Annotated in this window: 20 protein-coding genes; 19 read left to right on the forward strand and 1 reads right to left on the reverse strand. The window is 70.1% G+C overall.

Features of this window, described 5'->3' with window-relative positions:
• The first annotated feature begins 39 nt into the window (after positions 1 to 39).
• Complete coding sequence (ffh, locus tag ABZ453_RS11215) at positions 40 to 1,602, forward strand: signal recognition particle protein (RefSeq protein WP_359013845.1); 1,563 nt, start codon at positions 40 to 42, stop codon at positions 1,600 to 1,602.
• 154 nt (positions 1,603 to 1,756) lie between these two features.
• Positions 1,757 to 3,733 (forward strand): ATP-dependent zinc metalloprotease FtsH, encoded by a 1,977-nt coding sequence (gene ftsH / locus ABZ453_RS11220; RefSeq protein WP_359013847.1) that lies wholly within the window; start codon positions 1,757 to 1,759, stop codon positions 3,731 to 3,733.
• Here ftsH and ABZ453_RS11225 read toward each other — a convergent pair.
• Positions 3,730 to 4,596, reverse strand: a complete 867-nt coding sequence (locus tag ABZ453_RS11225; protein ID WP_359013849.1) for an SAM-dependent methyltransferase — start codon at positions 4,594 to 4,596, stop codon at positions 3,730 to 3,732. The two genes, ftsH and ABZ453_RS11225, sit on opposite strands and share 4 nt — an antisense overlap.
• Before the next feature lie 199 nt (positions 4,597 to 4,795).
• Between ABZ453_RS11225 and proS the strand changes: the two genes are divergently transcribed.
• The 17 genes from proS to whiG all read left to right on the forward strand — a co-directional run bounded on the left by proS (position 4,796) and on the right by whiG (position 18,745).
• A complete protein-coding gene (gene proS, locus ABZ453_RS11230; protein WP_359013851.1) occupies positions 4,796 to 6,211 on the forward strand; it encodes a proline--tRNA ligase in 1,416 nt (471 codons plus the stop codon).
• A 261-nt stretch (positions 6,212 to 6,472) separates the two neighbouring features.
• The gene (locus ABZ453_RS11235; protein ID WP_133046790.1) at positions 6,473 to 7,069 is read left to right on the forward strand and encodes a hypothetical protein; all 597 of its coding nucleotides are present in this window, start codon (positions 6,473 to 6,475) and stop codon (positions 7,067 to 7,069) included.
• A gap of 272 nt (positions 7,070 to 7,341) precedes the next feature.
• Entirely contained in the window at positions 7,342 to 7,761 is a 420-nt protein-coding gene (rpsP, locus tag ABZ453_RS11240; RefSeq protein ID WP_359013853.1) for a 30S ribosomal protein S16, read from the forward strand.
• A gap of 2 nt (positions 7,762 to 7,763) precedes the next feature.
• Positions 7,764 to 8,003, forward strand: a complete 240-nt coding sequence (locus ABZ453_RS11245; protein ID WP_003973401.1) for an RNA-binding protein — start codon at positions 7,764 to 7,766, stop codon at positions 8,001 to 8,003.
• An 85-nt stretch (positions 8,004 to 8,088) separates the two neighbouring features.
• Positions 8,089 to 8,631 carry a ribosome maturation factor RimM gene (rimM, locus tag ABZ453_RS11250; RefSeq protein WP_359013855.1) on the forward strand — a complete coding sequence of 181 codons (543 nt, stop codon included), beginning with the start codon at positions 8,089 to 8,091 and terminating at the stop codon, positions 8,629 to 8,631.
• A 3-nt stretch (positions 8,632 to 8,634) separates the two neighbouring features.
• A complete protein-coding gene (gene trmD, locus ABZ453_RS11255) occupies positions 8,635 to 9,468 on the forward strand; it encodes a tRNA (guanosine(37)-N1)-methyltransferase TrmD (RefSeq protein ID WP_359013857.1) in 834 nt (277 codons plus the stop codon).
• A gap of 135 nt (positions 9,469 to 9,603) precedes the next feature.
• Complete coding sequence (gene rplS, locus ABZ453_RS11260) at positions 9,604 to 9,954, forward strand: 50S ribosomal protein L19 (protein WP_079309735.1); 351 nt, start codon at positions 9,604 to 9,606, stop codon at positions 9,952 to 9,954.
• A gap of 45 nt (positions 9,955 to 9,999) precedes the next feature.
• Complete coding sequence (gene lepB / locus ABZ453_RS11265; protein ID WP_359013860.1) at positions 10,000 to 10,695, forward strand: signal peptidase I; 696 nt, start codon at positions 10,000 to 10,002, stop codon at positions 10,693 to 10,695.
• Positions 10,688 to 11,809, forward strand: a complete 1,122-nt coding sequence (lepB, locus tag ABZ453_RS11270) for a signal peptidase I (protein ID WP_359013862.1) — start codon at positions 10,688 to 10,690, stop codon at positions 11,807 to 11,809. Before lepB (ABZ453_RS11265) ends, lepB (ABZ453_RS11270) begins: the two co-directional genes overlap by 8 nt.
• Positions 11,697 to 12,680, forward strand: a complete 984-nt coding sequence (gene lepB, locus ABZ453_RS11275) for a signal peptidase I (protein WP_359013864.1) — start codon at positions 11,697 to 11,699, stop codon at positions 12,678 to 12,680. Before lepB (ABZ453_RS11270) ends, lepB (ABZ453_RS11275) begins: the two co-directional genes overlap by 113 nt.
• Positions 12,681 to 12,784: 104 nt before the next feature.
• The gene (gene lepB / locus ABZ453_RS11280; protein ID WP_359013866.1) at positions 12,785 to 13,561 is read left to right on the forward strand and encodes a signal peptidase I; all 777 of its coding nucleotides are present in this window, start codon (positions 12,785 to 12,787) and stop codon (positions 13,559 to 13,561) included.
• Entirely contained in the window at positions 13,551 to 14,075 is a 525-nt protein-coding gene (locus ABZ453_RS11285) for an NUDIX hydrolase (RefSeq protein ID WP_359013868.1), read from the forward strand. The genes lepB (ABZ453_RS11280) and ABZ453_RS11285 overlap by 11 nt, the downstream gene beginning before the upstream one ends.
• Before the next feature lie 56 nt (positions 14,076 to 14,131).
• A complete protein-coding gene (locus ABZ453_RS11290) occupies positions 14,132 to 14,440 on the forward strand; it encodes a DUF2469 domain-containing protein (RefSeq protein ID WP_003965949.1) in 309 nt (102 codons plus the stop codon).
• An 88-nt stretch (positions 14,441 to 14,528) separates the two neighbouring features.
• Positions 14,529 to 14,891 carry a YraN family protein gene (locus ABZ453_RS11295; RefSeq protein WP_359013870.1) on the forward strand — a complete coding sequence of 121 codons (363 nt, stop codon included), beginning with the start codon at positions 14,529 to 14,531 and terminating at the stop codon, positions 14,889 to 14,891.
• 1 nt (position 14,892) lies between these two features.
• A complete protein-coding gene (locus ABZ453_RS11300) occupies positions 14,893 to 16,518 on the forward strand; it encodes an ATP-binding protein (RefSeq protein ID WP_359013872.1) in 1,626 nt (541 codons plus the stop codon).
• Positions 16,515 to 17,672 carry a DNA-processing protein DprA gene (dprA, locus tag ABZ453_RS11305; protein WP_359013874.1) on the forward strand — a complete coding sequence of 386 codons (1,158 nt, stop codon included), beginning with the start codon at positions 16,515 to 16,517 and terminating at the stop codon, positions 17,670 to 17,672. Before ABZ453_RS11300 ends, dprA begins: the two co-directional genes overlap by 4 nt.
• A 230-nt stretch (positions 17,673 to 17,902) precedes the next feature.
• A complete protein-coding gene (gene whiG / locus ABZ453_RS11310) occupies positions 17,903 to 18,745 on the forward strand; it encodes an RNA polymerase sigma factor WhiG (protein WP_359013876.1) in 843 nt (280 codons plus the stop codon).
• Positions 18,746 to 18,788 lie beyond the last annotated feature (43 nt).

Here is an 18,788-nt window from a genome sequence, read left to right on the forward strand (position 1 = left end):
ACGCTCACACTGACCCCGACTCCGAGGACCGACGCCGCCGTGTTCGACACTCTCTCCGATCGCCTTTCAGCGACCTTCAAGAATCTGCGCGGCAAGGGGCGTCTGAGCGAGGCGGACATCGACGCCACCGCGCGCGAGATCCGTATCGCGCTGCTCGAGGCGGACGTGGCCCTGCCGGTCGTCCGGGCGTTCATCAAGAACGTCAAGGAACGCGCCCTCGGCCCCGAGGTCTCCGGTACGCAGTACCCCGCCCAGCGGGTGCTGGACATCGTCAACGACGAGCTGGTCACCGTCCTGGGCGGCCAGACCCGCCGGCTGCGCTTCGCCAAGCAGCCCCCGACCGTGATCATGCTCGCGGGTCTGCAGGGTGCCGGTAAGACCACCCTCGCGGGCAAGCTCGCCAAGCACCTCAAGGAAGAGGGCCACTCGCCGCTCCTGGTCGCCGCAGACCTCCAGCGCCCGAACGCGGTCAACCAGCTCAGCGTCGTCGCCGAGCGCGCGGGCGTCGCCGTCTTCGCTCCGGAGCCGGGCAACGGCGTGGGGGATCCGGTCAAGGTCGCCAGGGACTCCGTTCAGCACGCCAGGACCAAGCTCCACGACATCGTCATCGTCGACACCGCCGGCCGCCTCGGCATCGACCAGGAGATGATGCAGCAGGCCGCGGACATCCGGGACGCGGTCTCGCCGGACGAGATCCTCTTCGTCGTCGACGCGATGATCGGTCAGGACGCCGTCAACACGGCGGAGGCCTTCCGCGACGGCGTCGGCTTCGACGGCGTGGTCCTCTCCAAGCTCGACGGTGACGCCCGCGGTGGTGCGGCCCTGTCGATCGCCTCGGTCACCGGCAAGCCGATCATGTTCGCCTCCAACGGCGAGAAGCTGGACGACTTCGACGTCTTCCACCCGGACCGGATGGCCTCCCGCATCCTCGACATGGGTGACCTCGCCACCCTGTTCGAGAAGGCGCAGAAGGAGTTCAGCGAGGAAGAGGCCGCGAAGATGGCCTCCAAGCTCGCCTCCAAGAAGGGCCAGGACTTCACCCTCGACGACTTCCTGTCCCAGATGGAGCAGGTCAGGAAGATGGGCAGCATCAGCAAGCTGCTCGGCATGATGCCCGGCATGGGCCAGATCAAGGAACAGATCAACAACATCGACGAACGGGACGTCGACCGTACGGCCGCCATCATCAAGTCGATGACCCCGGGTGAGCGCCAGGACCCGACGATCATCAACGGCTCCCGCCGCGCGCGTATCGCCAAGGGTTCCGGCGTCGAGGTCAGCGCCGTCAAGAACCTCGTCGAGCGGTTCTTCGAGGCCCGCAAGATGATGTCCCGCATGGCCCAGGGCGGCGGCATGCCCGGGATGCCGGGGATCCCCGGCATGGGCGGCGGTCCCGGCCGCAGCCGGAAGCAGCCGAAGAAGGCCAAGGGCAAGCAGCGCTCGGGCAACCCGATGAAGCGCAAGCAGCAGGAGCAGGAGGAGGCCGCACGCCGGGCCGCCGCCCAGGGCGGTGCCGTGCCGGGCGGTGCCTTCGGGCTGCCGGGTCAGCAGGGCGGCCAGGACTTCGAGCTGCCGGACGAGTTCAAGAAGTTCATGGGCTGATCGACAAGGTGATGGGCCGATCGAGAAATTGATGGGCTGATCGAGAGGTTCATGAGCTGAACTCCACGAGAGTTCACGGGCCGCTCGTTAAGTTCATGGGTCGATTTCACCGGCAGCGCATGCCCGGGGTTGGTCGTTGTCGTAACGTCCGGCTATGACCAACCCCGCGCCGCCGCGCAAGTCGCCCGACCAGCCCTGGCGTACGGAGGGCACGCCCGAGGAGCCGCAGAAGCCGTCCCCCGGCGGCCGGAGGATGCGCGGCGGCTGGTGGAGCCTGATCCTCACGGCGCTGGTCGTGTACCTGCTCGCCAACGTGCTGCTGTCGTTCTTCAACGAGGGCGACGAGCCGACGATCTCCTACACCGAGTTCAGCAAGCAGGTCGACGCGGGCAACGTCAGCAAGATCTACGCCAAGGGCAACGCCATCCAGGGCCAGCTCAAGAAGGCCCGGGACAACCCCCAGGGCGAGGGCAAGTACACCAAGTTCAACACCGAGCGGCCCACCTTCGCGGACGACAAGGTCTGGGAGGACCTGACCAAGCACGACGTCACGGTCACCGCGGAGCCGGTCGTCCAGCACCGCAGCTTCCTGTCCAACCTGCTGATCTCGCTGGCGCCGATGCTGCTGCTGATCGCGGTGTGGGTGTTCATCGCACGCAGGATGAGCTCGGGGCTCGGCGGCGCGGGCGGCATGCTCGGCCGCAAGGCGCCGCCCAAGCCGGTGGAGCTGGAACCTGGGCAGCAGCGCACCACGTTCGAGGACGTCGCCGGCATCGACGAGGTCGAGGGTGAGCTCAACGACGTCGTGGACTTCCTGAAGAACCCCGACGCCTACCGCAGGATGGGCGCGAAGATGCCCAAGGGCGTGCTGCTCGCGGGCCCTCCCGGCACCGGCAAGACGCTGCTCGCGCGGGCGGTCGCCGGCGAGGCGGGGGTGCCGTTCTTCTCGGCGTCCGCCTCCGAGTTCATCGAGATGATCGTCGGTGTGGGCGCCTCACGCGTGCGTGAACTGTTCGCGGAGGCCCGCAAGGTGGCCCCGTCGATCATCTTCATCGACGAGATCGACACCATCGGCCGGGCCCGCGGCGGCGGTTCCGGAATGGGCGGTCACGACGAGCGCGAGCAGACGCTGAACCAGATCCTCACCGAGATGGACGGCTTCTCCGGCTCGGAGGGCGTCATCGTCATCGCGGCCACCAACCGCGCAGACGTCCTCGACCCGGCCCTGACCCGCCCCGGCCGCTTCGACCGGGTGGTCATGGTCTCGCCCCCGGACCGCGGCGGCCGCCAGGCCATCCTGGAGATCCACACCCGCCAGATCCCGCTCGCGAAGGACGTCGACCTCGCCCAGGTCGCCCGGACCACCCCGGGCATGACCGGCGCCGAACTCGCCAACCTCGCCAACGAGGCCGCCCTCCTCGCCGTCAAGCGCAAGCAGGAGAAGGTCACCCAGGCCGACCTCTCGGAGGCGCTGGAGAAGGTCCAGCTGGGCGCGGAACGGCCGCTGGTGATGCCCGACGAGGAGCGGCGCAGGACGGCGTATCACGAGAGCGGACACGCCCTGCTGGGCATGCTCCAGCCGGGCGCCGACCCCGTCCGCAAGATCACCATCGTCCCGCGCGGCCGCGCCCTCGGCGTCACCCTGTCGACGCCGGAGTCCGACAAGTACGCCTACACCGAGCAGTACCTGCGCGGCCGGATCATCGGCGCGCTCGGCGGCATGGCGGCGGAACAGGTCGTGTACGGGGTGATCACCACCGGCGCCGAGAACGACCTCGAACAGGTCACCGGCATCGCGCGCGGCATGGTCGCCCGCTGGGGCATGAGCGACCGCGTCGGCCGCCTCTCCGCCCTCCCCAACGACGCCCAGCAGGCCTACGGCCTCGCGGCGGCCCCGCAGACCCTCGATGTCATCGACGGCGAGATGCGCCGCATCGTCGACGAGTGCTACGACGAGGCCTGCCGCAAGCTCACCGAACACCGCGGCCGACTCGACGCCCTCGCCGAGGCCCTGCTGGAGCGGGAGACCCTGGAGGAGGCGGACGTGTACCGCATCGCGGGCATCACCCGTCCGACCAAGGACGTCGAGGACGCGGCGGCACTTGGCGGCCGGCCCAAGGAGTCCCTTTAGGGCACGCGCGCGATCAGGTAGCGGAAGACGTTCGGCATCCATACCGTCCCGTCGCCGCGCCGGTACGGGTGCAGCGCCTCCGTCAGCTCCTTGTCGACCTGGACCTGGTCCGTCGCGGTGATCGCCGCGTCGAAGAGGCCGGTGGAGAGCAGCCCCCGCAGCGCGCTGCCGACGCCCGCGTAGCCGAAGGGGCAGGAGACCCGGCCCGAGCCGTCCGGCTTGAGGCCGGCCCGCTGGGCGACCTCCTCCAGGTCGTCGCGAAGGGCGGGGCGCCAACTGCCCGCGCTGCGCAGCGGATCCGCCAGCCTGGCGGCCACCCGCAGCACGGACGACGTGGCGCAGCGTTCCGGCGGACCCCAGCCGGCGAGCACCACGGGCGCCCCGCGCTCGGCGAGCGGTGTCACTGCCCGTAGCAGCCCGCCGAGCCCCTCCGAGTCGCCCGCGAGACACCCGATGGGCTCGAAAGCGGTCACCAGGGTGTACGCGGGCGTCTCCGCGTCGCCCGCGGCCCCGACGTCCCCGGGCGAACCGTCGATGAGTCGCGTGTCCCCACGCGCGCGCGTGGCCCCCGTCTCCGGGAGCAGCCGCTCCCGTGCGAGGGCGAGCCGTTCGGGCGAGCGGTGGTCGACACCGGTGACCGCGGCGCCTCTGGACGCCGCCATCAACAGGGCGAGTCCGCTGCCGCAGCCCAGGCCCAGCAGTCGGGTGCCGGAGCCCACCTCCAGTCGCTCGTAGACGGCCTCGTAGAGCGGAACCAGCATCCGCTCCTGGATCTCGGACCAGTCACGCGCGCGTGCACACAGGTCCACACGGGGTGTCGTCCCCGTATGAGGCAGGTGCTGCCGCACGAGCGTAGGTGTCATGTAAAGCGCCCCAATCCGCCGAGAGTTGCCGCTGTGCCCGTTTCCGTGGCCCCCGTGACGTGCGCTCGCACTCCCCCCGTATGCCAGGTAACTCCGCACTCGACCGCTCGTCCAGGGGTTGACGGTCCCCGGCTTGTGGCTTGACTGCGCCGGTGAAAAGAATTCACATCCCGGCAATGTGCCCTCGTAATATCCCGGCATGGCAAAGGCATCCGTGCTCACCCCGCGGGCGGACGACTTCCCGCGCTGGTACCAGGACCTGATCAACAAAGCCGAACTGGCGGACAACGGACCGGTGCGCGGCACCATGGTCATCCGACCGTACGGGTACGGGCTCTGGGAGCGGATGCAGGCCGAGATGGACGCCCGGATCAAGGCAACGGGCACGCAGAACGCGTACTTCCCGCTGCTGATCCCGCAGTCGTACCTCACCCGCGAGGCGGACCATGTCGAGGGCTTCGCACCGGAGCTGGCCGTGGTCACCCACGCCGGCGGCAAGGAACTGGAGGAGCCGGCGGTCGTCCGGCCCACCTCCGAGACGATCATCAACGAGTACTTCTCGAAGTGGGTGCAGAGCTACCGCGATCTGCCGTTGCTGATCAATCAGTGGGCGAACGTGGTGCGTTGGGAGTTGCGGCCCCGCCTCTTCCTCCGTACGACCGAGTTCCTGTGGCAGGAGGGCCACACCGCGCACGCCACCTACGAGGAGGCACGCGACTTCGCCGCCCGTATTCAGCGGCACGTCTACGGGGATTTCCTGCGGGACGTCCTCGCTATGGACTTCGTCTCCGGTCGCAAGACGGTCAAGGAGCGCTTCGCGGGTGCCATCAACACCCTGACCCTCGAAAGCATGATGGGCGACGGCAAGGCCCTCCAGATGGTCACCAGTCACGAGCTGGGCCAGAACTTCGCCAAGGCCTTCAACACCCGGTACCTGTCGAAGGAAGGCAGCCAGGAACTCGTCTGGCAGACCTCCTGGGGCTCCACCACCCGGATGATCGGCGCCCTGGTGATGACTCACGGCGATGACAACGGCCTGCGCGTCCCGCCGCGGCTGGCGCAGATCCAGGTCGTCGTCCTCGCGATCAAGGGCGACGAGACGGTTCTGGCCAAGGTCCGCGAGATCGGGGATCTGCTGGCGGCCGCAGGTGTCCGCGTCCATGTCGACGACCGCGCCGACATCCCCTTCGGTCGCCGGGCCGTCGACTGGGAGCTCAAGGGCGTGCCGGTACGGATCGAGGTCGGCCCCCGTGACCTGGAGAACGGCACGGCGATGCTCGCCCGGCGGATCCCGGGAGGCAAGGAGCCGGTGGCGATCGACTCCCTCGTACGACTGCTGCCGTCCGTCCTGGAGGAGGACCAGGCGCTGCTGCTGGAGCAGTCCCGCGCGCGGCGTGAGTCGCGCACGGCCGACGTGTCGACGGTCGAGGAGGCCGTCGAGGCGGCCGTGGCCGGCGGCTGGGCGCGCGTCCCGTGGGCGCATCTCGGCGCGGAGGGCGAGGCCAGGCTGGCCGAGCACGCGGTGACCGTACGGTGTCTGGTCGGCGCCGACGGGTCGGTGCCGGAGTCCGAGGACGCACCCGGTAACGTCGCCCTCGTCGCGCGCGCTTACTGATACAGCGCCCTTCCGCGGCGAGAGCGGCCGAAACGCCCCTTGCGCATCCGCGGAGCACAGCCGCACCGGCGCGCGGACGACGGCTACGCGCCGGTGCGTAGGTCTGGCTACGTACCACCTTGGGAGGAGCTGTGAGGTTTCTCCGCAGATCAGCGCACCCGCCCTCGTCTCCACTCATCAGCGGCAACTGACGGGTACGTGCAAATTATTTGGGATGCCCCGGAATAGGAACACAGCGGCACCCCCGCTCGTTGTCATTACGTGAGCACGACACAGACACCACCTGTTCTCGCCGCCGAGCTGGCACAGGCGTGGGCCGACATTCAGCGGTACCACCCCGAGCTGCCCGACCTCGCCGCGCCAGAATCCCTGATCGGAGAGTCGTCGTCCGCGTGCGGGCACGAGCTCTCCTTCGAGCGACTGCTCCATGAGGCAGTCCACGGCATCGCCGCAGCGCGCGGCGTGCGCGACACGTCCCGTGCCGGCCGGTACCACAACCGCAGATTCCTCGCGATCGCCGAGGAGCTGGGCCTGGACCACCCCGAGGAACCGCATCCCAGCAGCGGCTTCTCGCTGGTCACGCTCAACCCCGAGGCCAAGCGCCGTTACCGCCCGACGATGGAGCGCCTCCAGCGCGCCCTGAAGGCACACACGGCGGCGACCTCCGCGGACACCCCGAAGAGCTTCCGGGGACCGGCCGCCCGGCACGGTTCCTCCGGCGGCGGGGTGCGCGTGAAGGCCGTGTGCGACTGCGGGCGCAACGTCCGGGTCGTCCCGTCCGTCCTGGCCCAGGCCCCCATCGTCTGCGGCGGCTGCGGCAAGCCGTTCCGGATTCCGGAGGTCGTCGGCGCGGCATGAGGACGCGGCTGCTCGTGGCAGCCGCACCCGCGATGCCGTGGCGGACGTGTGCAGCCTGTGGGCACCCGGAGAGCCGGGTGCCTCTCAGGCATGCCCCGGACCACCCGGCGTGAGCGACCCGCCGGGTGTGGCACAATGGCTAGCTGTACTCGACAGCCGCACAGGACCCCTCTCTCCTCCGGCTGACGCGTCCATCGGGCACTCGGGTACCGCAACCCCACGCGGCATTCTCGCCGTGCCCAACCACGTCAAATCCAGGAGAACCCACTCCCGTGGCAGTCAAGATCAAGCTGAAGCGTCTGGGCAAGATCCGTTCGCCTCACTACCGCATCGTCGTCGCCGACTCCCGCACCCGTCGCGACGGCCGTGCGATCGAGGAGATCGGCAAGTACCACCCGGTCTACAACCCGTCGGTCATCGAGGTGGACGCCGAGCGCGTGGCGTACTGGCTGGGTGTCGGCGCGCAGCCGACCGAGCCCGTCCTCGCCATCCTGAAGAAGACCGGCGACTGGCAGAAGTTCAAGGGCGAGCCCGCCCCGGCTCCGCTGCTCGTCGCCGAGCCGAAGAAGGCGCGCCCGTCGTTCGAGGCCCTGGGTGGCGACGACGAGGGCAAGGGTGAGGCGATCACCCAGAAGAAGAAGGCGGAGAAGAAGGACGAGGCTGCCGCCGAGTCCGAGTCGGCCGAGGCCTGAGCATGCTCGAGGAGGCTCTCGAGCACCTCGTGAAGGGCATCGTCGACAACCCCGACGATGTGCAGGTCGCATCCCGCAACCTGCGCCGCGGACGCGTCCTCGAGGTCCGGGTCCACCCCGACGACCTCGGCAAGGTGATCGGCCGCAACGGCCGCACCGCACGCGCTCTGCGTACCGTCGTGGGCGCCATCGGCGGCCGCGGTGTCCGCGTCGACCTCGTCGACGTCGACCACGTCCGCTGACGCCGAAAACGCAGCACCGGCTCGGGCCGGGGAGGGCCACTGGGCCGTCCCCGGCCCGTAGTCGTATGACAGGAGATCCTGAGAAGTGCAGCTCGTAGTAGCGCGGATCGGCCGTGCCCACGGCATCAAGGGCGAGGTCACCGTCGAGGTCCGTACCGACGAGCCCGAACTGCGGCTCGCGCCCGGCGCCGTCCTGGCCACCGACCCGGCCACCACGGGTCCCCTCACCATCGAGACCGGCCGCGTCCACAGCGGGCGGCTCCTGTTGCGGTTCGAGGGAGTGAACGACCGCAACGCCGCCGAGGCCCTGCGCAACACGCTCCTGATCGCCGAGGTCGACCCGGACGAGCTGCCCGAGGAGGAGGACGAGTACTACGACCACCAGCTCATCGACCTGGACGTCGTCACCATGGACGGTGTGGAGGTGGGCCGGATCACCGAGATCTCGCACCTGCCGTCCCAGGACCTCTTCATCGTCGAGCGCCCGGACGGCAGCGAGGTGATGATCCCCTTCGTCGAGGAGATCGTCGCCGAGATCGACCTCGCCGAGCAGAAGGCCGTCATCACGCCGCCGCCCGGTCTGATCGACGACCAGGCGGAGATCGCCTCCTCGCGGGAAGAGTCGTAAGCGATGCGCCTGGACGTCGTCACGATCTTTCCCGAGTACCTCGAACCGCTGAACGTCTCCCTCGTCGGCAAGGCACGCGCGCGTGGGCAGCTCGACGTCCAGGTGCACGACCTGCGCGCGTGGACGTACGACCGGCACAACACCGTCGACGACACCCCGTACGGCGGCGGCCCCGGCATGGTCATGAAGACCGACCCCTGGGGCGACGCGCTCGACACCGTGCTCGCCGACGGCTACGAGACCGGCGCGCACGCCCCGGCGCTGATCGTGCCCACCCCCAGCGGCCGCCCCTTCACCCAGGAACTCGCCGTCGAGCTCTCCGAGCGCCCCTGGCTGATCTTCACGCCCGCGCGCTACGAGGGCATCGACCGCCGCGTCATCGACGAGTACGCGACCCGCGTACCGGTGTACGAGGTGTCGATCGGCGACTACGTCCTCGCCGGCGGCGAGGCGGCCGTACTGGTGATCACGGAGGCCGTGGCCCGGCTGCTGCCCGGCGTCCTCGGCAACGCGGAGTCGCACCGCGACGACTCCTTCGCGCCCGGCGCCATGGCCAACCTTCTGGAGGGCCCCGTCTACACCAAGCCCCCCGAGTGGCGCGGACGTTCCATCCCCGATGTGCTGCTCAGCGGCCATCACGGCAAAATCGCCCGCTGGCGCCGCGACGAGGCCCTCAGGCGTACGACGGCCAACCGGCCCGACCTGATCGAGCGCTGCGACCCCAAGGTCTTCGACAAGAAGGACCGCGAGATGCTCTCCATCCTGGGCTGGGCGCCGGATCCGGAGGGCGAGCCCTACGGCCGATTTTGGCGCAGGCCGGAGGGCGTGGAAGAATAGGGCGCTGTTGTGCGTCGTCCGGCGTGCGCCCCTGCCACAGGGGGACACGACGCCCGCCCCGACACGGACAGCATCCTTCCTGGAACACCTAGCTCCCGTTGATGACCTGTGGCATCAGCGAAGAAAGCAGACGAAATGTCTCACCTGCTCGACTCCGTCGACTCCGCGTCGCTGCGCAGCGACATCCCGGCCTTCCGCCCGGGTGACACCGTCAACGTCCACGTCCGCGTCATCGAGGGCAACCGCTCCCGTGTGCAGCAGTTCAAGGGCGTTGTGATCCGCCGCCAGGGCGCCGGTGTCCGCGAGACCTTCACGGTCCGCAAGGTCTCCTTCTCCGTCGGCGTCGAGCGCACCTTCCCGGTGCACACCCCGATCGTGGAGAAGATCGAGCTCGTCACCCGCGGTGACGTGCGTCGCGCCAAGCTGTACTACCTGCGCGAGCTGCGCGGCAAGGCGGCGAAGATCAAGGAGAAGCGCGAGAGCTGAGCGCTTACCGGTGGTCAAAGCGGGGCCGGATAGCATTCGGCCCCGATGGACACCGAAGCACAGCACACGGAGCGCGACCGCTCCTCCCGCCCTGAACCAGTGGCTGCGGAGGGACGGTCGCGTTTCGCGTTGGTGGCGCGGATCACCGACTGGCTGCCCGGCGGCCGGATCACCCTGACCCTGCTGGTCTGCCTGGTCTTTTTGCTGCTCCTCAACTCTTTCGTGGCTCAACCATTCCAGATTCCCAGCGGATCCATGGAACAGGGATTGAGGATCGGGGACCGCGTTCTCGTAAATAAGTTGGCGTACCGTTTCGGTGCCGAGCCGCGCCGTGGCGATGTTGTGGTGTTCGACGGAACTGGGTATTTCGGTGACGCGGACTACATCAAGCGCGTCGTGGGCGTGGGCGGAGACCGCGTTGTCTGCTGCGACAAGGAGGGGAGGATCGAGGTGAACGGCCGGTCGGTCGACGAGTCGGCTTTCCTGTACCCCGGGGACAGCCCGTCGACGGTGCCCTTCCGCGTCGTCGTGCCCGACGGCACCCTCTTCGTCCTCGGCGACCACCGCAGCGACTCGAGCGACTCACGCGACCACCTGGGCTCGCCGGGCGGCGGCATGATCCCGGTCTCCGACGTCATCGGCCGCGCCGACTGGATCGTATGGCCCACCACCCACTGGACCCGCCTGCACCGCCCCGCCGCCTACGCGCGCGTGCCCGCCGCCGGCGGTGCGCATGGGTAACCGCGGCAAACCGCGCCGTCCGGAGGCGAGCGGCGGCTACGGCACGTTCGGCACCGAGAACCTGCTGCCCACCGGCTCCCGGCGCACCTCCACCGGCACCGCGCCGAGTGGCGGCCGTACCCGCGCGGAGCGGCGCAAGCTGCAGCGCAAGGTCAAACGAAAGCGCAGGCGCAGCGCGGTCAAGGAGATACCGCTCCTGGTAGGTGTGGCGGTCCTGATAGCGCTGGTCCTGAAGACGTTCCTCGTCCAGGCGTTCGTGATCCCGTCCGGCTCCATGGAGCAGACGATCCGGATCGGCGACCGCGTCCTGGTCGACAAGTTCACCCCGTGGTTCGGCTCCGAGCCCAAGCGCGGGGACGTCGTCGTGTTCAAGGACCCCGGCGGCTGGCTCGCGGGCGAGCAGACCACGACGACCAAGAACGACCCCGTCGTCGTCAAGCAGATCAAGGAAGGGCTCACCTTCATCGGTCTGCTGCCCTCGGCCAACGACAAGGACCTCATCAAACGGGTCATCGGCGTCGGCGGCGACCACGTCAAATGCTGTGACACCGAGGGGCGGGTGACCGTCAACGGCGTTCCCCTGACCGAGGCGGACTACCTGTATCCCGGCAACGCCCCCTCCACTCAGCCGTTCGACATCACCGTCCCCCAGGGGCGGCTGTGGGTGATGGGCGACCACCGGGGCAACTCGGCCGACTCGCGCGCCCACATGAACACCGACTACGGCGGCACGGTCTCCCTGCACTCCGTCGTCGGGCGGGCCATGGTGATCGCCTGGCCCCTCGGGCACATGACGTCCTTGAAGGAACCTAAAACTTTCTCCTCCGTTTCCAACTCCGTGTCGGGGACGACCGCGTCCCCCGAGCTGTCGCATAGGGTTGCACCCGACGATCCGAAGACAGCGATCCAGCTCCCGAGCCCTGCGGAACTCCCGCTCGTTATGGGAGTGGTGGGCCTGCGCCGGGTACGGCTCAGGCGGCGGCACAGAGTAAGGAGTTGGCGTGGGGGATGTGGCGGTTGGCGCACGGTCCGGACACGACGGCGAGGAGCACCGCGGGCGCCCCGCGGAATCAGCCGTCCCGGCCGCGGACAGCGCCGTGACCTCCGGGAGTGACTCCGGCGCGCGGGACGAGTCCGCGGCGCCCGGCGAACCGACCAGGACGGACGACCAGGGCCCGGGTGACTCGACGCCCACGGCGAAGAAGCAACGCTCCTTCTGGAAGGAGCTGCCCATCCTGATCGTCATCGCGCTCGTCCTCGCGCTGCTGATCAAGACCTTCCTCGTGCAGGCGTTCTCGATTCCCTCGGACTCGATGCAGAACACCCTCCAGCAGGGTGACCGCGTCCTGGTGGACAAGCTCACCCCCTGGTTCGGCTCGAAGCCCGAGCGTGGAGAGGTGGTGGTCTTCCACGACCCGGACAACTGGCTGGCCGGCGAGCCGACGGCCAACCCGAACGCGCTGCAGAAGGTCCTCAGCTGGATCGGCCTGATGCCGTCCGCCGAGGAGAAGGACCTGATCAAGCGCGTCATCGGCGTCGGCGGCGACACGGTCTCCTGCAAGGGCAGCGGCCCCCTGAAGGTCAACGGCAAGGCACTGAACGACACCTCGATCGTCTACCCGGGCAACACCCCGTGCAGCGTCGACGACCAGGGCGGCCAGTTCACGGTGAAGGTCCCCAAGGGCTACATCTGGGTGATGGGCGACCACCGCCAGAACTCCCGCGACTCCCGCTACAACCAGAGCGACAAGCACAACGGCATGGTCCCGGTGGACAAGGTCGTGGGCCGCGCCATCGTCATCGCCTGGCCGATCAACCGCTGGAGCACCCTGCCCATCCCGGACACCTTCGAGCAGCCCGGCATCAACGACAAGTCCTCGGCGTCCGCCGCCCTGACCGTCGCCCCGAACGTCCTCGCGCTCGCCGGCGCGGTACCGGTGGTGCTGTGGCGGCGCAGGAGGATCGCGCCCGCCGAGACCCGCTGAACCGGGCCCCGCACCCCGCCTTGGTGAAACCCTGGTGCAGCTGTGACCCCGAGCGGCCATGAGGGGCTGACCCGTTCAGGTACCGCCGGGTAGGGTGCGGGTCCATGGGTGGCGAGAGCACGACACGTACGGCCCCGCGCGGCGGCGGCAAGAGCACGAGCCCGGTGGGCACCAAGACCGGACAGCGCCTGTCCGGCATCGCGGTCGCCCTGGGCATCGTGCTGTTCCTCGGTGGATTCGGCTGGGGGGCGCTGGTCTACCGGCCCTACACCGTGCCGACGACCTCGATGACGCCGACGATCGACGCCGGTGACCGGGTGCTGGCCCAGCGCGTCGACGGCAGTGAGGTGCACCGGGGCGACGTCGTCGTCTTCACGGACAAGACCTGGGTCACCAACGCGCCCGTGGTCAAGCGCGTGGTCGCGGTCGGCGGGGACACCGTCGCCTGCTGCACCGACGGCAAGCTGACCGTCAACGGCAAGCAGATCGACGAGGGCTACCTCAAGGGCGGCGCGGTCGAGGACAAGACCATCCCGACCGTCAAGGTCCCCAAGGGCCGGCTGTTCCTGCTCGGCGACGAGCGCCAGGGCTCCCTGGACTCCTCCGCCCACCTCACCGACGCGGCCCAGGGCACGGTGGCCGAGTCCGCGGTCACGGCCCGGGTGGACGCCGTCGTGTGGCCCATGAAGGGCATGCTGGCCCGTCCCACGGGCTTCGGGACGCTGGGCGCGCTGTCGACGCCGGGCCCGCTGCGCGTGATCGTCACCCTGATCGTGGTCGGTGCCGTCCTCGTCCTCGGCGGCGGGGCGTACGGCCCGATCGCCAAGCGTCTGGGCGGCAGGCGCTCCCGCACCAGGACGGAGCCCGTGGGTGCCCGCTGAGGCGACGGGCGCGTACGAGGACTCCCGCGCGGGCGGCCTGCGCAAGGTGGCCCGGGTCGTCCTGCTCGACCCCGAGGACCGCATCCTGCTCCTGCACGGCCACGAACCGGACGATCCCGCCGACGACTGGTGGTTCACGCCGGGCGGGGGCTTGGAGGGCGACGAGAGTCGTGAACAGGCCGCACTGAGGGAACTCGCCGAGGAGACCGGCATCACCGAGGTCGAACTCGGTCCGGTGCTGTGGCGGCGGACGTGCTCCTTCCCCTTCGCGGGGCGACGCTGGGACCAGGACGAGTGGTACTACCTGGCCCGTACGACCCAGACGGCCACCGAGGCCAGGGGCCTCACCGAGCTGGAGCGGCGCAGCGTCGCCGGAGCGCGCTGGTGGACGTGTGCGGAACTTGCCCGGGCACATGAGACGGTGTATCCGACCAGACTCGCCGAGCTGCTGCGCCGGCTGCTCGACGAAGGGCCCCCGGCCGGGCCCGTGACCCTTGACAAGGAAATCGTCTAGGGGGTTACGGGACTGGCGCACAATGGTGGGACCGCACGGCTGAAGGGGAAGCTGCCATGAGCGCCGAGGACCTCGAGAAGTACGAGACCGAGATGGAGCTGAAGCTCTACCGGGAGTACCGCGATGTCGTCGGTCTGTTCAAATACGTGATCGAGACCGAGCGGCGCTTCTACCTCACCAACGACTACGAGATGCAGGTGCACTCGGTCCAGGGCGAGGTGTTCTTCGAGGTGTCGATGGCGGACGCGTGGGTGTGGGACATGTACCGCCCGGCGCGTTTCGTGAAGCAGGTCCGCGTTCTCACGTTCAAGGACGTGAACATCGAGGAGCTGAACAAGAGCGACCTGGAGCTGCCGGGCGGGTGACGAAGTTATCCACAGCCGGTGAGTTGTCCACCAAGATCCACTTCTCTTGGTGAGGTGCGTGACGGTTGGCGCCGGAGGTGGTGCCGACATGAACGCACGCAGTGCACTCGGCAGGTACGGCGAGGATCTGGCCGCGCGGCGGCTGACGGACGCCGGTATGACGGTCCTGGAGCGCAACTGGCGCAGTGGCAGGACCGGGGAGATCGACATCGTGGCCCGGGACGGGGACGTCCTGGTCGTCTGCGAGGTGAAGACCCGCAGGGACGGCCGCTTCGAGCACCCGATGGCGGCGATCACGCCGGAGAAGGCGCGGCGGCTGCGGGATCTCGCCGAGAGGTGGATCCAGACACACGGGGGAGCACCGCCGGGAGGCGTCCGAGTCGACCTGATCGGCGTGGTGCTCCCGGTCAAGGGCGCCCCGGTGGTCGAGCACGCGCGGGGGGTGGCCTGAGATGGGTTTCGCGCGGACGTGCTCGGTGGCGCTGGTGGGCGTCGAGGGCGTGGTGGTCGAGGTCCAGGCGGACCTGGAGCCCGGGGTGGCGGCGTTCACCCTGGTGGGCCTCCCGGACAAGAGCCTGACGGAGAGCCGGGACCGGGTGCGGGCGGCTGTGGTGAACTCGGGGGGCGAGTGGCCGCAGAAGAAACTGACGGTCGGGCTCAGTCCGGCATCGGTGCCGAAAGCAGGCTCCGGCTTCGACCTGGCCGTGGCCTGCGCGGTGCTGGGTGCGTCGGAGCGCATCGACCCGCGGGTGCTGGCGGACATCGTGATGATCGGCGAGCTGGGCCTGGACGGCCGGGTGCGGCCGGTCCGGGGAATCCTGCCGGCGGTGCTGGCCGCGGCGGACGCCGGCTACGAACAGGTCGTCGTGCCCGAGTGCGCCGCGGCCGAGGCCTCCCTCGTGCCCGGGGTGTCCGTCCTGGGCGTGCGAAGCCTGCGGCAACTGATCGCCGTGCTGGCGGACGAGCCCGTGCCCGACGAGGAACCGGAGGAGCCCGGCCGTCCGGATCCGCTCCTCGCGGGGCTGCGTGTGCCCGGCACCGGTGCGGCCACGGGCATGCACAGCATGGGCGCCGCACAGCACGACCAGGGCCACGACCTCGCCGACGTGGTGGGCCAGATCTCGGCGCGGACGGCGGTGGAGGTCGCCGCCGCGGGCGGACACCATCTGTTCCTGGAGGGCCCGCCCGGCGCCGGCAAGACCATGCTGGCGGAACGACTGCCCGCCATCCTGCCCAGGCTCTGCCGTGAGGAGTCGCTGGAGGTCACCGCGGTCCACTCGGTGGCGGGACTGCTGCCGCCGGGCAAACCCCTGATCGACATCGCCCCGTACTGTGCCCCGCACCATTCGGCGACCATGCAGGCACTCGTCGGCGGCGGTCCCGGCGGCGCCCGGCCCGGGGCGGTGTCGCTGTCGCACCGGGGCGTTCTCTTCCTGGACGAGACGCCGGAGTTCAGCAGTCACGCCCTTGACGCACTGCGCCAGCCGCTGGAAGCCGGTCATGTGGTGATCGCCCGCAGCGCGGGCGTGGTGCGTTTCCCGGCGAAGTTCCTGATGGTGCTCGCCGCCAACCCCTGCCCCTGTGGGCGCTTCTCCCAGACGGACGACTTCTGCGAGTGTCCGCCCTCGGCGATCCGCCGCTACCAGGCGCGGCTGTCCGGGCCATTGCTGGACCGGGTCGACCTCCGGGTCGAGGTGGACCGGGTCACGCGGTCCGAGCTCACGCAGTTCGGCGCGCGGGGCGAGTCCACGGCGAGGGTCGCCGAGCGGGTGCGGGCGGCGAGGGAGCGCGCGGCGGCGCGGCTCGCGGGCACCCCGTGGCGGACCAACAGCGAGGTCCCCGGCCGGGAGCTGCGCAGCCGGTGGCACGTCGTGAGCGGGGCGATGGACGAGGCCGAACGCAACCTGGAGCGGGGCGTGCTGACCGCCCGCGGGCTCGACCGCGTCCTGCGTGTCGCCTGGACCGTCGCCGACCTGGTCGGGCACGACCGGCCCGACGCGACGGACGTCGGCCTCGCGCTGCAACTGCGCACAGGCGTTCCCCGGGGCGTGCCCATGGCCATCGGGGCGCTGACGTGACCGCCGACGGCCCGGACCGCGAGCTGCTCGCCCGGGTCTTCCTCAGCCGAGTCCTGGAACCCGGTGACGAAGTGGCGGGCCGTTGGGTGCGGGAGCTCGGGGCCGTGGAGACCGCGCGGGTGCTGCGGAAAGGGGCGCCGCAGCTCGCCGGGGTCACCGACAAGCGCTGGGCAGGGCTGCTCACCCGCGCCAAGGAGGCCGACGCCGCGCGGGATCTCGGCCTCGCCCGGGAAGCCGGGGTCCGCTTCGTGATCCCGGGAGACACGGAGTGGTCGGCCCAGCTCGATGACCTCGGCGACGCCCGCCCCGTGGGCCTCTGGGTCCGGGGCAGGCCCAGTCTGCGGATGTGGGCGTTGCGATCCGTCGCCGTCGTCGGGGCGCGGGCCTGTACCGAGTACGGGGCTCACATGGCCGCCACACTCGGCGCCGGGCTTGCCGAGCGCGGGTGGGTCGTCGTGTCCGGCGGCGCCTACGGGGTGGACGGGGCCGCTCATCGAGGGGCGCTCGGGGCCGGCGGGGCGACCGTGGCCGTGCTCGCTTCGGGCGTCGACCGGCCCTATCCGCGCGGGCACACCGAGTTGCTCAACCGGATCGCCGAGCAGGGACTCGTGGTCGGGGAACTGCCGCTCGGCGAGCATCCGACGGCCAGCAGATTCATCGTCCGCAACCGGGTCATCGCCGCCCTGACCACGGGCACCGTGGTGGTCGAGGCCGCCCACCGCAGCGGCTCGCTCGTCACCGCACGGGCGGCACAACGGCTCGGACGCCACACGATGGGAGTACCCGGACCGGCCACCAGCGGCCTTTCGGCAGGCGTGCACGAACTGCTGCGCGACGACGCCGTCCTCGTCACGGACGCCGCCGAGGTCGTCGAACTCGTCGGCGACATGGGGGAGCTGGCACCCCAGCGGCGCGGACCCGTGCTGCCCAGGGACCTGCTGGAGCCGGGCGCCGGACGGGTGCTCGCCGCCCTGCCGGGCCGGGGAGCCGCCTCGGCCGACGCGGTCGCCCGCGGGGCACAGACCACCCGGGACGACGCGATCGCGAGACTGTACGAACTCCGATCACTCGGTTACGTCGAACGACACGGCGACGGCTGGAGGTTGACACGCCAGGCGATGATCTCCGTCCGCGACGGCCGGGGCGGATGCTGACGCAGCGTGTTCGGCCGTCCGGGGGAAGCCCCGCACCTGTGCAAACAGCGGCGGTCGGGTCCCCGGGCGATCACGGAAAGCGACCGTCGTGACCCGGCGGGACGGCCCGCGGGACACGTCCGCGTAAGCGTTCCCCCTCACTGTTCGCTGACCGCGACAGCTCAGTCACGCTACGCTCACGAGGTTCCGGCGCAGTACGCACTTCACGGCAGAACGGCACAAGGCGACGAATGCCCCAGCACACCTCCGGGTCCGACCGGGCGGCGATCCCCCCAGCCGCCCGTGACGGTGGCAGCGCGCGGCCGCCCGCTCCCTCGACGCTCGACGAACTGTGGCGGTCGTACAAGGACACGGGGGACGAACGGCTGCGGGAGCAGCTGATCCTGCACTACTCGCCGCTGGTCAAGTACGTGGCGGGACGGGTGAGCGTCGGTCTGCCGCCCAACGTCGAGCAGGCCGACTTCGTCTCCTCGGGTGTCTTCGGACTGATCGACGCGATCGAGAAGTTCGACATCGACCGGGAGATCAAGTTCGAGACGTACGCGATCACCCGGATCCGCGGCGCGATGATCGACGAGCTGAGGGCGCTGGACTGGATCCCGCGGTCGGTGCGGCAGAAGGCGCGGAACGTGGAGCGGGCGTACGCGACGCTGGAGGCGCGGCTGCGGCGGACGCCGTCGGAGGGCGAGGTGGCCGCCGAGATGGGCATCGGGGTGGACGAACTCCACGCGGTGTTCAGTCAGTTGTCGCTGGCGAACGTGGTGGCGCTGGAGGAGTTGCTGCACGTCGGGGGCGAGAGCGGCGACGGGCTGAGCGTCATGGACACGCTGGAGGACACCGCCGCGGACGACCCCGTGGAGGTGGCCGAGGACCGGGAGCTCAGGCGGTTCCTGGCGCGGGCGATCAACACCTTGCCCGAGCGGGAGAAGACCGTGGTCACCCTCTACTACTACGAGGGACTCACGCTCGCCGAGATCGGGAACGTGCTGGGTGTGACCGAGAGCCGGGTCAGCCAGATCCACACCAAGTCGGTGCTGCAGTTGCGGGCGAAGCTCGCGAGCTTCGGGCGGTGAGTCCGGCGGCCGCGCCGGGGCAGGCCGTGTCCATGCGAGTCAC

Source organism: Streptomyces sp. NPDC005799 (genome assembly GCF_040630525.1).
GTDB classification, from domain to species: domain Bacteria; phylum Actinomycetota; class Actinomycetes; order Streptomycetales; family Streptomycetaceae; genus Streptomyces; species Streptomyces griseorubiginosus_B.

Coding starts and splice junctions, on each gene's coding strand:
- ABZ453_RS11245 (WP_003973401.1), top strand. CDS start 7,764: ATGCTCGAGGAGGCTCTCGAGCACCTCGTGAAGGGCATCGTCGACAAC.
- ftsH (WP_359013847.1), top strand. CDS start 1,757: ATGACCAACCCCGCGCCGCCGCGCAAGTCGCCCGACCAGCCCTGGCGT.
- trmD (WP_359013857.1), top strand. CDS start 8,635: ATGCGCCTGGACGTCGTCACGATCTTTCCCGAGTACCTCGAACCGCTG.
- rplS (WP_079309735.1), top strand. CDS start 9,604: ATGTCTCACCTGCTCGACTCCGTCGACTCCGCGTCGCTGCGCAGCGAC.
- ABZ453_RS11290 (WP_003965949.1), top strand. CDS start 14,132: ATGAGCGCCGAGGACCTCGAGAAGTACGAGACCGAGATGGAGCTGAAG.
- ABZ453_RS11225 (WP_359013849.1), bottom strand. CDS start 4,596: ATGACACCTACGCTCGTGCGGCAGCACCTGCCTCATACGGGGACGACA.
- proS (WP_359013851.1), top strand. CDS start 4,796: ATGGCAAAGGCATCCGTGCTCACCCCGCGGGCGGACGACTTCCCGCGC.
- lepB (WP_359013866.1), top strand. CDS start 12,785: ATGGGTGGCGAGAGCACGACACGTACGGCCCCGCGCGGCGGCGGCAAG.
- lepB (WP_359013860.1), top strand. CDS start 10,000: ATGGACACCGAAGCACAGCACACGGAGCGCGACCGCTCCTCCCGCCCT.
- ABZ453_RS11300 (WP_359013872.1), top strand. CDS start 14,893: ATGGGTTTCGCGCGGACGTGCTCGGTGGCGCTGGTGGGCGTCGAGGGC.
- whiG (WP_359013876.1), top strand. CDS start 17,903: ATGCCCCAGCACACCTCCGGGTCCGACCGGGCGGCGATCCCCCCAGCC.
- lepB (WP_359013862.1), top strand. CDS start 10,688: ATGGGTAACCGCGGCAAACCGCGCCGTCCGGAGGCGAGCGGCGGCTAC.
- ABZ453_RS11295 (WP_359013870.1), top strand. CDS start 14,529: ATGAACGCACGCAGTGCACTCGGCAGGTACGGCGAGGATCTGGCCGCG.